This is a genomic window from Lewinella cohaerens DSM 23179 (genome assembly GCF_000379805.1).
Lineage (GTDB): Bacteria > Bacteroidota > Bacteroidia > Chitinophagales > Saprospiraceae > Lewinella > Lewinella cohaerens.
Window position 1 is genome coordinate 63,073 of the sequence record NZ_KB903551.1, and the last position, 15,218, is coordinate 78,290.

General features: G+C 45.5%; 9 protein-coding genes. 6 read left to right on the forward strand and 3 right to left on the reverse strand.

The genetic code is table 11. From position 1 onward, the window contains the following. The first annotated feature begins 16 nt into the window (after positions 1-16). The 4 genes from A3EU_RS0117235 (at position 17) to A3EU_RS0117250 (ending at position 4,839) form a co-directional block, all read left to right on the forward strand. Entirely contained in the window at positions 17-328 is a 312-nt protein-coding gene (locus A3EU_RS0117235) for a heavy metal-binding domain-containing protein (RefSeq protein ID WP_020537438.1), read from the forward strand. 151 nt (positions 329-479) lie between these two features. Next, positions 480-2,630, forward strand: coding sequence for a T9SS-dependent choice-of-anchor J family protein (locus tag A3EU_RS33025; protein ID WP_052331316.1), 2,151 nt, complete (start codon positions 480-482; stop codon positions 2,628-2,630). Between the two features lie 328 nt (positions 2,631-2,958). Further along, positions 2,959-4,203 (forward strand): sialidase family protein, encoded by a 1,245-nt coding sequence (locus tag A3EU_RS30895; RefSeq protein ID WP_020537441.1) that lies wholly within the window; start codon positions 2,959-2,961, stop codon positions 4,201-4,203. Positions 4,204-4,290: 87 nt separating this feature from the next. Beyond that, complete coding sequence (locus tag A3EU_RS0117250) at positions 4,291-4,839, forward strand: GNAT family N-acetyltransferase (RefSeq protein WP_020537442.1); 549 nt, start codon at positions 4,291-4,293, stop codon at positions 4,837-4,839. Positions 4,840-4,946: 107 nt separating this feature from the next. Here A3EU_RS0117250 and A3EU_RS0117255 read toward each other — a convergent pair whose 3' ends face one another. Next, positions 4,947-6,386: a hypothetical protein gene (locus A3EU_RS0117255; RefSeq protein WP_020537443.1), complete on the reverse strand. Its 1,440-nt coding sequence runs from the start codon at positions 6,384-6,386 to the stop codon at positions 4,947-4,949. 189 nt (positions 6,387-6,575) lie between these two features. Between A3EU_RS0117255 and A3EU_RS0117260 the strand changes: the two genes are divergently transcribed. Beyond that, positions 6,576-8,513, forward strand: a complete 1,938-nt coding sequence (locus tag A3EU_RS0117260; protein WP_169433369.1) for a MopE-related protein — start codon at positions 6,576-6,578, stop codon at positions 8,511-8,513. 90 nt (positions 8,514-8,603) lie between these two features. Continuing rightward, positions 8,604-10,553: a T9SS type B sorting domain-containing protein gene (locus A3EU_RS0117265; RefSeq protein ID WP_020537445.1), complete on the forward strand. Its 1,950-nt coding sequence runs from the start codon at positions 8,604-8,606 to the stop codon at positions 10,551-10,553. An 8-nt stretch (positions 10,554-10,561) separates the two neighbouring features. Here the strand turns inward: A3EU_RS0117265 and A3EU_RS0117270 are convergent, their stop codons facing one another. Beyond that, positions 10,562-10,807: a hypothetical protein gene (locus A3EU_RS0117270; RefSeq protein ID WP_020537446.1), complete on the reverse strand. Its 246-nt coding sequence runs from the start codon at positions 10,805-10,807 to the stop codon at positions 10,562-10,564. Between the two features lie 220 nt (positions 10,808-11,027). Beyond that, entirely contained in the window at positions 11,028-15,089 is a 4,062-nt protein-coding gene (locus A3EU_RS0117275) for a T9SS type A sorting domain-containing protein (RefSeq protein WP_020537447.1), read from the reverse strand. Positions 15,090-15,218: the final 129 nt, after the last annotated feature.

A 15,218-nucleotide genomic window follows, 5' to 3' on the forward strand; every position in this document is an offset into this window, starting at 1 on the left:
TTATAAATTCGAAGAAATGAAAAATGTACAATTGCTAATGTTTTTAGTAGCCTTTATTGGCTCAAGTGCCTTGTTTACAGCCTGTGGAAGCCATAGTCACGATCACGGCGATGATACAGAGCAGCAAGGAAAAGAGTATACCTCAGCCTACATCTGTCCCATGAATTGTAGTGGTTCCGGCAGTGAAGAGCCAGGAACGTGCCCCGTGTGTAAAATGGATTACGTCAAGAACGAGAATGCCAAGGAAGAAGGGCATTCTCACGATGATCATGAAGGGCACGACCACGACGGTCATGATCACAGTGATCACGATGGGCACAACCATTAATATTTATTAGACCAGAAGCACGTCTGCTTTTGGCTTTTTCTTAATCCTTAGAGCTTGCTTGGGACTGTTTCACCGTAGGAACAAGTCCCAGCTATGCTCTTAAATCAGTAAAATGAATAAATTAATTTTTACACTTCTATTATCCCTGATGATGTTGGGTGGTATTTCTGCTCAGGTCATTTTTGAGGAAGACTTTGAAGGAGGGGCTTTTCCCGACGGTTGGACTATTACAACAAGCGCTAACGACGGAGGTTGGCTAGTGGGAACTGCTGCTGCATTATCGAGTCAAACGTTCCCTATCGAAAGCAATGGTTCAAGTCGAATTATTGCGACCAATGATGATGGATGCAATTGTGACAAAAGCGATGAATACCTGATTATGCCACCACAAGACCTTAGTGGTTTGAGTAGCGTGATCGTCAGCTTTGATGCTTTTTATACTGACCAGGCCTACCAGGGAGACCAGGAGGATGCTACGATTGAAGTGTCCTTAGATGGCGGTGCCAACTGGACAGTGCTGGAAGACCTGCATGGCCATGGTAGCTGGGATCGTCACAGCGTTGACCTAAGTGCTTATGCTGGAGAAGAAAATGTGCTCGTTGGCTTTCGTTATGATGATAATGGTGGCTGGCTTTACGGTTTTGCTATCGATAATGTTAAGATAGAGGTACCTCNCGCTTTGGAGGTTTCGCTAGTCGAATTAGACAGTAGATTGTTTGGCGAAGTAGATAGGGCGATTGCTATTGGTGGAACCCTTTACAATATTGGTGCGAATCCAATCACCACGCTAGAGGTTAGTTACACCATTGATGGAGGTACTCCGATTGTCGAAGTATTGGAAGACTTGGATATCGCTGCGTTCAGTTACTACTATTTTACGCTGGGTACTCCCTGGATACCTGCTAACCCTGGTGTTTTTGAAGTGGCAGTATCCATTGTTTCAGTCAATATGACCAACGACGGGGACCAGACGAACAATGCTTTGTCTTTTGATTCAGAAATATTTGACTTGGTAGTTCCTCCTAATAAAATCGACGAATTTGCGGCAGCTCCTGCTGTTATTTCAGAGGTAGAAGGTGCAGCAAGCTCCCTTGACAAGCCTACGGATTTGGACTTCTTTCCTATTCTGGGAAAGGATGAGCTATGGGTGATTAACCAACGCGTAGAAAATAGCGGTGGAAGCACCATGACGATGACAGGAAGTACCTCTGAGACCCCTACTTTTGAAGAGAAAGTAGATGGCAACGCCTGGCACTTTATGTCCTTGCCTACGGGTATTGCTTTTAGTGATGATAACTTCAATTTCGCTAGCTCCGCAGGTGTACAGGATGCCAATCACGGTGGTGGGACCTTTACAGGACCAACACTTTGGTCGAGTGACCCTGAAATCTATGCCCAGCCTTCCGGCGGAAATGGTAGCCACTTGGATATGCTACACAGTAGCCCTTTCTCTATGGGAATTGCTCACGAGGTAAATAACGTATTCTGGGTGTATGATAATTGGAACAAAGATATTGTTCGTTACGATTTTGTTGATGATCATGGCCCTGGCAACGATGACCATTCTGATGGATTGGTGTATCGCTACAAGGGAATTGGCATTACAGCAGATAGCGATATTCCCAACCATTTGGTATTGGATAAAGCTACGGGCTGGCTGTATTTTGTAGACAATGGTAATGATCGCGTGATGCGCCTGGATATCAATTCAGGAACAGGCTCGATTAATCTTGCCGAAATCAATGAGCCACTGACGGAACACCTGAGTATTACAGGTTTTACCGTAGAAACAATCATTGACAGTGGACTGGAAGCTCCTTGTGGAATTGAAATTTACGAAGGCGTGCTTTACGTTGGTGATTACGGTACGGGCGATATTGTTGCCTATGACATGGCAAATGATTTTGCGGAAATTACGCGTATCGTTACGGGGGAGATAGGCATGACGGGTATCAAGATAGGCCCTGATGGCAATTTATGGTTCGTCAACAGAACGCAAAATACCCTCAAAATTGCTATGCCTGGTGACATCTCCAGTACCAACGAAGCCGGATTTGACTTTGATGTCAATATCAGCCCTAATCCTACAGCTGACGTAATAACGGTTACTGTTCCTACACGAGACGATTACCAGGAAGCAATGATTTCTGTGATCAGCGTGACCGGAAAAGTATTGATCCCCGCAGCATCTTTGCAAAGTACTCAGACCCTTGATTTGGCGACTTTGCCAGATGGTATCTACCTTGTCCGGATTAGTGGAAGTGGTTACCAAATGCACGAGAAGGTTATTCTCCAGCGGTAATCCAAAGTTCAGGTCAAGTAAAAAGGCCTTGGATAAGAAAAGAGCGTGCCGGGTTTTTCTTTTATGAAATTTCCTGACACGCTCTTATTTTTCGGTGATACCAATAGGTATTGATGTTCGACCTCATCCGAGGTCGTTCCAATCCCTATAAACATTGTTCTACCAATCTATGACCTCTCCCAGGTCAAGGCGGAACGCATGGATGTGTCCCAACCGTAGGACTTTAGTTCGAGCGTTAGTGCTTGCGATTTTTGCCGGACTGAATACCTTTATACATTCGATGAAACGATTCCATATCGTTCCTACTTTAAGCGAAATACTACGAATCATGCTAAGAACCATTATTTATACTTGTTTCAGTCTATTGCTTTGGGGCTGTGGGGCTGAACCAAGGGGGCACGAAAAAGCTACCCCTGTCATTCAAGACATCGCTACCCCTTGCAAGGAAGGAGGCGAAGGCCGTCTGTTTACCTCTACAAGCGGCGAAGTATATCTCTCTTGGGTAGAATTCCTCAATGACAGCACCGACGCCCTGCGCTTCGCGCGCCTAGAAAATGGACAATGGACTGAACCTCAAACAATAGCACAGGGTTCCGACTGGTTCGTCAATTGGGCTGACTTCCCTTCATTGGTGACGTATGCTGGCGATGACCAAAAAATGGTCGCCCACTGGCTGCAAAAACGTGCCGAAGGGACCTACGATTATGATGTTCGGCTGTCACAGTCACAAGATGGCGGACAGACCTGGTCGCCTTCCTTAATTCCGCACCGCGATAGCATTGCTGCCGAACACGGTTTTGTGAGTATGCTGCCAATTGCTAAACAGCAAGTATTCGTGACTTGGCTGGATGGCCGCAATACCAAAGGCGAGGAACACGCTGCCCCTGCGGATGATCACGGCCATGGCCACGGTGGTGCGATGACGCTTCGTGCGGCAGTCGTTGACCCAACGGGAACACTAAGCCAGGAGGCGGAATTAGACGCCCGTGTTTGTGACTGTTGCCAGACCAGTGCGGCACTCACTCCCAACGGCCCCATCGTTGCTTACCGAGATCGTTCAGAAGAGGAAATACGGGATATTTATGTTGTCAGGCAAGTAGGAGGGAAGTGGCAATCGCCCGCTGCTGTCCATGATGATAATTGGGAGATTGCGGGTTGCCCGGTCAACGGCCCGGTCATCAAAGCCCAAGGCGAAAACGTAGCCGTAGCTTGGTTTACTGCACCCGAAGGGAAAGGAGAGGTAAGAATGGCTTTCTCTACCGATCAGGGAGCCAGCTTTGGTGCGCCTGTTCGAATGGATGATGGATTACCAATCGGGCGAGTAGGCTTAGTTTTTACGGAAGAAGATGAGCTGATCATCACCTGGCTTGAACAGGTCGAAGAGGCGGCCGAAATCCGCCTGGCGCGTGTAAACCTCAATGGCGAAAAGCAAGAAGAATTGGTACTAGCCGAGGTGGAAGCATCCCGGCAGAGTGGTTTCCCGGTGATCACCATGCAAGATGATAAAGTCTACTATGCTTATACCCACGTAGACAGCCTCACACGGGTGGTTTCAGGCGTCGTATCTTGGTAAATCAAAGAGCGTGAGTTTCTCTGTTCTTGGCACTGTTAGCAGATTGCGTTTATTAGAAATGAAACAAGTCTATCAATAAAAAGTCAAATGAAATTCCAAAGCAAAGTGTGTACGTTAAAATCTGGCAAACAAATTACCGTCAGAGTTCCTGAAGACAAAGAAGCCGAAGGTTTGATGGATCTAAAAAGAGGCTACATTGAAAATACGTCTACATTGCCTTGGACGTTGGAAGAGTATCCCAAGGATATAAGACATGAATTAGATATAATTGAAGAGTACAGAGAAAGCCCAAACGGCATTTTACTTGTTGCCGAATACGATGGAGAACTTATTGGTAATTTAGATATAACAGGAAACAAGCGATTAAAAATGGCTCATACAGGAATGGTAGGTATGGGGATAAAAGAAAATTGGCGGAACCAGGGCCTCGGCAAAGCGTTAATGGAATCTGCTATTGAATGGGCAAAAAACAACACAGAACTTGAAATTCTTTGGCTTGATGTATACGCTTCCAATGAATTAGGCTACCACCTCTACAAAAACACAGGTTTTGAAGTGAGCGGAATAATTAAGGGCTTTTTCAAAGAAGAAAACGGCTACATGGACAAAATACAAATGTATCAACGCATAAAGTAAAGCGGGATTGATCCCGCTGTCCATTAGAGGCACTACCCGCCGCGGGATAAATCCCGCGCTACGGAACCCCACGCCCCCAATAACGAAGAAAAAATACTTCTATGCTCTTATATGGTTCCAAGAAATGCCCCTTGCTCGTTTATTTTTAGCATCAGCCAACGCTGGTCAAAAGTGGTTTTAGAGGAAGCCGTTATTTTGTCTTTCAATGCTACCAGTAATCGGAGGTATTTCGTATCAGAGACGATAGCTTTTCTCTCCCGAATTTTAGCCAGCTGGCGCAGAAAGCGAATGAAAACCAGCAACTGATCGGAGTGTAAGCCCGATTTTTTGGTTCGCAAAAGAAATAAACGAAAACTATTGAGCGCGGCATCCAGTAGCATCCATTCTGCTAGTTCGTAATAAATTTTGAGTTGAATGATTTTAGTCTTTGCCTGGTATTGTACGCTGGTGAAATTGACCTTCTGCATAATTCCCAGCGAGGAAGAATAGTCCTTCTCATGGTAGAGGATATTCATGGAATTGAAGAAGTAGGCATTTTTTTGTACCTCAGGAGCAAGAAATCTTTTGAAATCTTCGGCAAATTCTTTAGCCCAGGCGAATTCCTTTTCCAGACAAGCAAGAGAGATAACATTGTTGTAAGTGACCTGCTTGATTTGGCCATTTTTGAGGATGTGCTTTTTCTGGATAATGAATTGATAAATGCGTAAAGTTTCACGTTGAAAGTACTTGTCACCAGTATTCGTTTTGCGGACGCAAAAATTTATGATACTTCGGTAAGCGTTGAACAAGTCTCTCTCTTCCCATTGGTCTGTATGGTCATAGAAGACCTGTTTTAACTGCTGATAGGCAGCTTCTCTTTCCTGTCCCCAAATTACCTTTAGGTTATAATAGTAGAGTTTAATGACGGGGATTTTCAATAATTCGGGCCACTGGTTAGTCAGCTGGTCGTGTATTCTAATGACCACTTTAGTGTCGATGGTTGTTTGAGTAGTTTGCGCTATTTGAACGAGCGTACAAGCATACTCCAGGCTGTTTTTGAAATACGTTTGTGTTGTTAGTTGAATGTTTTCCAAAAGTAATTCACTGGGGATTTCTCTTTCTAAATCATCCAGCCAATGTATTTGTTGCTCGTTTATTTTTTGCTGCCGTTCTGCCTGTGTCTCGGATATCTTTTGATACTCCTGAGCAAACCAGTCGTGCATGCTATAGCCTAGCATGTTCTTCAAGGTCAACTCTTTAGCAAGAGGTGATTCCTCCAGCTGGTGGTGCAGGACAAAACGCCGCAATAATGCCATAAGCTTGGTCATCAAAGCATTTATCTTGCTTTCATTGTAGACTTTATCACGGAATAATGCCCGACTAATATCTTGCTTGGTTGTTGTGCCCCAATTACAGCACGGAGGGCCAAGTAGGTAGGTGGCTAAGTCTGCCGTAAGCTGGTGTGTATTAAAGTACGGAGAGCTTACAAATAGCAGAAATTGCTGCTGATTCTTCGTGTTTAGGCGACTAAGTTGGCGAGCAAGTTTGCTTTTTTGAAGTGTTTTCAAAATATTTTTACACTTGATTTTTTTTATTAGAAGCTATAATACAGCTTTTTACATATTTGTAAATATTTTCTGAGGAAATAAAATTTATAATTTTGTATTTTTTTGCCGGCTTCAGTACCGTGATCTTTGCCAAGGCGATTAGGTAATAAACCTATCGTCTTGAAAATGTTCACAATTGAAGCTATTGTTATGAATAAGATTTTTACGCTAACTTTTCTACTCGGGTGCCTGGTCTTTAGTGCGAATGCCCAAGACGGCGGACTTGACTCTACTTTTGCCCAAACGGGTGTGCTACTACTGGATTTTATCGAAGCTAATGAAACAGCAAACGATGTGGAAATTCAGGAAGATGGCAAAATTGTAGTCCTTGCCTCGGGGTCTTATGGCTCAAATAACCTCAATGTAGAGATGGTACGCCTGTTAGAAGACGGCACTATTGATTCTACTTTTGCCAACAACGGCTACTTCTTCGTTGATAACCCTGCTGGATCTGATATCCCTTACGACTTGGATATTCAGAACGATGGCAGCTTTTTGATTGCTGGTGATTATGCCAATACCATCAACGATCTAAGCATGGCGGTGTATAAAGTAACTGCCGAAGGTGTACTGGATTCTATGTTTGGTACAAATGGTATTGCCACGCTTCCTATTGATACCATGCAGGATTATGCCCGTACATTGGAGGTCGCTGCTGATGGTTCGATTTTCATAGGAGGTGTGAGCCAGATCCCTGGATTCGCCTCTTTCTATCGTTCGGTTGTTGGAAAATTTACGGCTACTGGCGTAGTGGACAGCACTTTTGGTATCAATGGTGCTTTCGTATGGAATACGGATTCAATCACTACGGATATTCGTAGCATGGAGATTTTACCCGACGGGCATCTACTCGTTTCTGGTCGCGCTAAGCCTGCCGGAACAGATCGTATTTCTCTTTACAAAGTACTCAGTGATGGTAGCGGCTTAGATACAAGCTTCGGTACCGATGGTGCAGTGCTGGCACCTTACGAGGGTACTGGCTTTGATTTGGCCATCCATCCTAATGGAAATATCTTGATTACGGGACAAAACCGTACCAACATGGGTGACAATCTCGTGCTCGCTGCTTATGACCAAAATGGCGCACCAGTGGCTGATTTTGGTACCAATGGTGTTTCTTTTGTAGATGCTGATATTAACGATAGAGGGTTTTCAATTTTGGTGCAGCCTGACGGTAAAATCATCGCCAGCGGTGAAAGCGGTGGTACCTTCTTTCAGGGTGGACCGCGCCAGTTTATGGCGGCTCGTTTTGATGCAATGGGAGTACCTGATTCTACCTGGGGAGAGAATGGTGTCGTGAGAACCTTAACCTCTACCTTGTTTGCCTTTTCCAATGGTAGTGTTTTACAGCCGGATGGCAAGTTGGTTTTAGTTGGAGCTTCGGCGACCCCAACAACTCAGAATGACTTGACAGTTGTTCGCTACAATAACTTTATTGATGCTGATATGGATGGCTTCAGCATTGCTGATGATTGTGATGATAACAACTCGGCCATCAACCCTGATGCGGAAGAGATTCCAAACAATGACGTTGACGAAAACTGTGATGATATCATCTTGATCATCGACGCCGATATGGATGGTTTCAACTCTGATGAAGATTGTGACGATACCGATCCTCTTATCAACCCTGATGCGGAAGAGATTCCAAACAATGACGTTGACGAAAATTGTGATGACGAAATCTTGATCATCGACGCTGATATGGATGGTTTCAACTCTGACGAAGATTGTGACGATACCGACCCTCTTATCAACCCTGATGCGGAAGAAATTCCTAATAACGATGTTGACGAAAATTGTGATGATATCATCTTGGTAGGTGTACAGGAAACGGAAATTTCCAGCCAGTTTTTGGTGTACCCTAACCCTGCCGGTGAATTCGTTTACCTAAAGTACGAAGCAGAAGGTCAGCAGCCACAACAGGCTGTGTTGACTAACGTGACAGGACAGGTACTACAAGTAATAAATCTGGAATTCAACAACCATATTACTCGCCTGGACCTTGCAAATTTACCGCAAGGCATTTTGATCTTAACCATCCAAACGGAAGCCGGCACGGCTATCAAGCGGATTGTTAAGCAATAACTTCCCCCCGAAAGAAGGTGAGTAAGTCTATTTCCGGGTGATCGTAACAAATACGTACCTGGCAGAGGTCTTTTTATAAAAACGAATAAGATGCGAATTACTGTTTCCTGCTTTTTGTTACTCTTGCTTGTAGGAGGTTCCAATGCCCTCTCTGCGCAGAACTTGATTGCTGATCCGGGGTTTGAAATTTGGGATCCAAGCAGTAATAATTCGCCTCCGGGAACACTGAGTGGCCTCACCCACTGGTACGAAGCCAATGGCACACCAGATCATCACCATGTAGACATTGAGTTTGGTAGTAACCTGACCTTGCTCAACCCTTGCCCCCAAGGGGAAGGAGACAGTACTTGCGGTATGCCTTATGAAGGCGGCGGTGTGCTTGGAGCCTATAAAGGCAACGGTGCCGACGGTACAAGAGAATGGGCAGGCACCCAATTGTTGGAGCCGCTGGTACCCGGAGATTGTTATGAAATCTCTTTCTGGATTAATAATAAGAAAGATAACCCTGATAACCTGTTCGAAACCAACCAATGGGGCGTCTTTTTTTCGGATACACCAACGCCATTTTTCAATGCTAACCTTGCAGACTATTCGCTAATGGCCGACCAGTGGGTAGCAACAGAAATGGTCATTGGTGACACCATCTGGCACCAGGTGCAATTCACTTACACCGCACCCGAGGCCTACGAATACCTTTACATTGGCTACATGGGTAATGTCTCTAACTCGACCTTTACGGTAGCCAATGACAATTTCATGTTGGGCTTTTATGTGTGGATCGACCAGGTGGTGGTTGAGCGCGTAAATGTAGAAGTGCCGGAGGATATGACCATTTGTCCGGGAGAAAGTATCACCCTGGATTTTGTTTCTAATTATTCGCTCAGCTGGACAGATGGAACAACTTCTGATACCACTCGTTCCGTCACGGTCAGCCCTACCGAGAGCGTTACCTATTACGTAGAAGCAATCGGTAATCAGGGGTGTACCAAGTTGGACGCTGTACAAATTACCGTACTGGAGCCCCCTTTACTGGATCATCCCGACGTTTTGTGTACCGCCAGTACACCGATAACCGTGGGGCCCAATACCGAAAACGGCACTTGGTCTGGGGCCGGGATTACCAATAATACAACGGGGCTATTCGATCCTAGTCTTAGCGGTGCAGGAACTTTTGAATTGAATTTTTCTGATGCGGGTGACTGCACAAATGATTATGCTGTCTTGGTAGAGGTAGCGGAATTGCCTGCCAGTGAGTTGGTACTGGACGAGCCCGCGGGCTGTGCGCCTCACACCATCACTTTTACAGACCTCGCGGCGCCCGCCTCTGCCGAGTACGAGTGGACTTTTGGAGATGGAACGGTAACGTCGACAGCAAGCCCAACGATTGATCACACCTATCAAACCGAAGGTGATTATCTCTCTGGCGTGACGATCATTTACGCAGCAAACTGCCAGACGACAGTTGATATCAGCACCCCCATTCAAATTTTCGAACAGCCTGAGGCCAGTTTTACCTACGACCCCAGAGGCGTGAATACGCTGAATAACGATGTTACCTTCGAAAATACGAGTACAGGCCCCATTTACGAAACGGCATGGACATTTGGGGATAACACCAGCAGTATGCTCTTTAGTCCACTGCATACATTTACAGACGCCGGCGCTTACCTGGTAAATTTGCTAGTGGAAGGTCCTGGAAATTGTGTAGACAGTACTAGCCAGTTGGTTTTAGTAGAAAATGCAGTGCGCATATTTGTCCCCAACGTTTTCTCTCCGAATTTGGATGGCAGCAATGATGTTTTCAATATCGGTTTTGCGGGCAGTTTAAGTGACTATCAAATGCAAATCTTTGACCGTTGGGGTGGCTTGGTTTTTCAATCCAATAATCCCGATCAGGGCTGGAACGGCAAACGCCAAAACGGTGATCCTGCAGAGCAGAATGTTTATCTCTATCAAATAGAATACACACTTTTGCCTGCTACCGAATCTACCTCCGCTCTGCCGGAAGTGGTGAGTGGAGATGTTTTATTGCTGCGTTAGCTCGAAATTCAGGAAAGTAAAAATATTGCAAGCCCAAGGGTGGCAAAAATCAAAATCATTCTGAAAAGCCAGCCTGTCCATACATTTCTGGTTTGGTATTTCTTGTCGCTGAGTGTTTTGAAAGGTATTTTTCCGAAGTTGATAAGAAAGTAAAATATGGCTCCGAACCAGGCACTAAGCCCATATTCTGCTTCTGCATGATTGTGGGTTGCCATTGCATCTTTTATGTGGTCGTCTTCTTTGGGGTTTTCCATTGCTGCGGTTGTTTTTGTGTTATACTAAATATACATACCTCTTTTGAAAAGATTAAGGTATTAACTTGCCATGTGGGTTCAAAAATGCGTGAGCGATGTGTAAGGGTGGCCGACGAGCAGGAGGCCAGATAGCGATCCGATTTAATCGGAGAGCTAGCCGAGCGAGCAGCGAGCCCTGAAACGTAGCGACCACGAAGTGGGCACGCCCAATCATCCTTAATCACCGAACTACCATTAACCGTTTTGTCGGATAATCGGGATGATCAAAAATAAGGAAGTAAATACCCGCAGGAAATTGATCAACAGCAATGGCCGTGAGGCCCTCTGGCGACGTAGTGCCCTGTGCTTTTTGCCGCCCATTGATATCAAATAATTGGTAAGAGATGGGCCGTTGCGGTATAGGAGATAAGGCCAATTGAACACNTGTATGTGCGGGGTTAGGGAACAGTAATACTTCTGCCGAAAGGAGAGGTTGTGCCTTTTTAGTATTTACAAGAACTTCTCCTTCTGGATCAATATTGAGGTAAAGGGACTGTAGGTCATAAGATTGGAAGCGAGGTTGGTTATATCCCCAGGCAGCAATAGTGCCATCCTGCTGCCACGCAAGGTCTTCGATTTTTTCTGAATTGCTATTGCCGTAGTTATTGACCCATATTAGATCTCCGCTTTCATTAACTTTAGTGAGCATCATATCAAAATAAAACTGAGTGCCTGCATAAACTTCACCGCCAATTAAGAAGCCATTGTCGGAGTCAGGAATAATACTATAGGCATAAGCTACAGGCTCCGCAATGTCAATAATAGGATTGTTTTCCCATAGGAAATCACCCGTAAGCGAGAATTTGATCAAGGTAGGAGTGGTCACATAATCTTCTACCGTTTCTCCCCACTGCGAATAACCGACTACCACTACGCCGCTGTTGTCAGAGGATAAAGCAATGTCTTCGACGTGGATGCCATTTTCACTCTGATAAGCCCCCGTGAACCCGATGTTGCCGTCGGGTTTTACTTGTTGGATATAAGTGTCTACATTGATCTCGGTGCTTTCATTGGTACCGGTAAATACGGCACTTCCATCTGGTAAAATGGTACCCGCCACTGGAATAAAGGCCGATCCTACAACAATATCGGTATTGCGCCACTCTTCCACCCCCTGATTATTCAACTTGATATAAATGGGGTCGGTGCCCATATTGTTGCTATTCCTGGAATAGCCAAACACGATGCCTCCACCATCGGGCGTGCCTAACAAGCCTGCAATACTAACTTCATTTTCTTCTCCTTGTGGGCGAAACTGGTTGTAACTCACGAGTTCCCCGTAGGCGTTCATCCGGCCATAAAAAGCATAGTTATCACTTAAGTAATAGAGCGGTACGCCAGGCAATCGACTATTGCCCGCTATCAGGCAGCCCCCATCTGATAGTGCGGCGATACCCGCAAGATTTAGCTGCCCGTCTACCTCTGGCACGATAGCCTCTTGCCAAACGGCTTCACCACCTGGGCGTGTTTTTACAATCAAACCTTTATATGCAGATCGATCGCCAAAACTGAGGGTGACAGCCCCCATAAATAAATAGCCGTCGTCGGCTACATCAATAATATTCGCAAAGTCCCAATTCTTAGGACTCCCATACTTGAGTATACCTTGCTGGTACTCGTAAAACGTATCAATGATCGCAGGGTAAAGGATAGAATAATTATTAAAATCTCGTTTTAATGGCGTCTTATATTTGCCATCAAAAAAGACTTCACCTGTTATATATAAAATACTTTCCTGCCCGGCATCAGGGGGAGTGTTGCTATAAGGCTGTATCCTGCCTTTAATTAAGGCTACCCCTCCAGGTGGGATATTCGCATTTTGCATCAAAAATCGCATTCCCAGAGGGGTAGCCGTGAGCTGAACAGGCGCATTGCCTCCTAGTATTTCCAGTGTAGACAGGTCAAGGGTCGGTTCGAATTCCAAATTGAGGAGGATATCTTGTATAGTGACTTCCGAAGGGTTGGTTGCGCGAACGGTAAACACGATTGGGGCTAAGCTGGTCGTAATATTGTAGAAGCCAATCCCCTCGTGTTCGATCTCAATTTTATTGATTTCTGCTGTTGTGCTCGATGGGTTTACTTCATCATGAGCAGCACCACGGTCCTCCAAATGATGAGCATTGTATTGGTGAATGCTGTAAAGGCCATTGCGCTTTTTGCCACAACCTTCCACCGCCTCACTGATGATTTGCTCGAATGGGTAGCCCTCCGCTTGCCGTACTTGTAGCCGCCAGGTTCTGCCATCAGCAGGAAGGGTGATGGGGTAGGTATCCGCACCATTACTGAAAATCGCTTCCTGATCACTGGCAATAAGGAGGTCATCTGCAAGAATGTCGTAGGTCGTAATAATAGTTTCTGCACTGGTTGTTCCTTCGTTCTTGATGATAAAATCAATGCTTTGCTCATTACAATTTTTGGTAATGGAAAAGATGGGCCCTGACCAATCTGCTGTACAAGAGCTGTCGATCAGTTGAGCAGTTACCGGGTGCGTGGCTCCTATGGCAGGGTCACAGCTTAAGCTTAAATCAACATAATGGCGGGTGCTTTGAAAAGGTGGAATGGGGGCAAGGTCAAAGGTTATCCAAGGTCCGTTTTCGGAGACCGGAGCCGATGCAATTTCCAGTTCATAATCATCATCAATGTGTACCCTCAGTTGTTGTGGCAGACTGGCCGTTGGGCTTTGGTTGGTGACTGTTAGCCAAAACCGACTGGTCTGGCATCGTACCACATCCGGCTGACTGATGTAAACGCTTAAAGGCTCGCAGGGAGCCTCTTCGGGCTGAACAAGAAAGGTAACTGTGGCTTCGGGGTTTTGTAGGCTGGTGGTTGCATTGATATTACTGTTGCAGATGGACCAGTTTGCCAATGCCGGAGGCTGGTGAAGCTGGAGGCTTGTTGTTCCGTATTCCGCGTAAAGCGAAAATAGCCCTGCTTGATCGCTGTTAATTATTTGGACTGCTTGGCCTTGGTCGGCCGAAATCATCCAGTTGGGGGCGGGTAAGTCAGCAGTACTCAGAGTACAGTCACCGTCAATATCTATAAAAACACTACCAGTTATTTTTGTTGGGAGAATATTCCCGTCAGCGGGGACACTACGCAAAAGGCCGTCTTCTGCACCCTCGTTTTGCCCCATTCCGGCAGCGAGCAACCCTCCATCCGCTTTTTCTACTACGCTGAGTAGTCGTTCATCATTGGAATTGAAGCGGTAGGTTTGTTTCCACTTCATGAGACCTCCAGGGGTGTAGCGTGCCAAAAGTCCGTGTTGGGTAATCACGGTATCGCTTACGCTCACTGTTTGATTTCCGCTCACAATCAGATCCCCATTTTCAGTAAGGTAGAGATCATGAGGAGCTTCGTCTAATGCAGTGATTGGGTAATTATAGTTTTCTAGGATTTCTCCATTCGCAGGCGCGAATTTCAATATTTGCAGGTCTTTGTACTGCTGGATAAATACTTTATTGGTGTGGGCGACCCAAAGGTTTCCTTCTTCATCCATGATAGCAGCCATTGGGTTTGGGCGAAAAGCCTCTACGTTTAAACTACTACTGTAAGCATTTTCAAACTCTGAAGGTAATATTTGCTGCCAAATAGTAGTACCAGCTTCATTGACTAAACGGATGAAAATTCTTCTGGAAAAGGCACCATTCATGCCTGTTCGTCCTACTATCAGCGCGCGATCATTGCCCACAGGGAAAATACGCTGTGGGTAGTCATAGACCCGAATGTCAATCAACCGCGACCACTGTACCTCACCATTGTTATTGATATAAGTAATGCGGCCAAGGGAAGAAGGCTCGTAATAACTGCTCAGCAGCATGCCATCCAGAAAAGGAATAATGTCAAAAATACCACTTGTGTTGTCGTAGTCGCGTCGCCACAGCAGGGTGCCGTCCAGGTTTGTCTTTATAAGGAGCCCAAAGTCATCATCAAAAAACTCATCGGTGATGGCTTCGCCAACAATAAACAGGGAGCCATCATGAAGGAGTAATCGGTTGCCAGATTCTAGGTAGCCCTCATTAGTTTGCGGGTAAGTTTGTACCCACAGTTGTTCCATTTGCTCATTGAAATAGTGTAGGCTGATGTGGCCATCAAAGGAACCCAAGGCATAAAAATTGCCTTCAGCGTCTGGTAGCAAGTGCGTGAAGTAATCATGTTGTTCAGGTTCCCCAAACAACTGTACATTGGATTGAGCGATCCCCAAAACAGGGAGGAGGATAAAGAGTAGCGTGATTTTTGGGGTCATAGCAGCGCGTTTTTGAGAGAGAGATGCTGCTAAAATAACCTTTTTTTCTCTAAATTAGCAACGCAAACCTGCTGTCATTGGGCACAAGGTTTGGCGGTCTACGTTCTCTCTAAAAACAACAATCAAATA

Excerpts from the sequence above, each read along its gene's own strand:
- A3EU_RS0117250 (WP_020537442.1), top strand. The coding sequence starts at position 4,291 with ATGAAATTCCAAAGCAAAGTGTGTACGTTAAAATCTGGCAAACAAATT.
- A3EU_RS0117270 (WP_020537446.1), bottom strand. The coding sequence starts at position 10,807 with ATGGAAAACCCCAAAGAAGACGACCACATAAAAGATGCAATGGCAACC.
- A3EU_RS0117265 (WP_020537445.1), top strand. The coding sequence starts at position 8,604 with ATGCGAATTACTGTTTCCTGCTTTTTGTTACTCTTGCTTGTAGGAGGT.
- A3EU_RS0117260 (WP_169433369.1), top strand. The coding sequence starts at position 6,576 with ATGAATAAGATTTTTACGCTAACTTTTCTACTCGGGTGCCTGGTCTTT.
- A3EU_RS0117235 (WP_020537438.1), top strand. The coding sequence starts at position 17 with ATGAAAAATGTACAATTGCTAATGTTTTTAGTAGCCTTTATTGGCTCA.
- A3EU_RS30895 (WP_020537441.1), top strand. The coding sequence starts at position 2,959 with ATGCTAAGAACCATTATTTATACTTGTTTCAGTCTATTGCTTTGGGGC.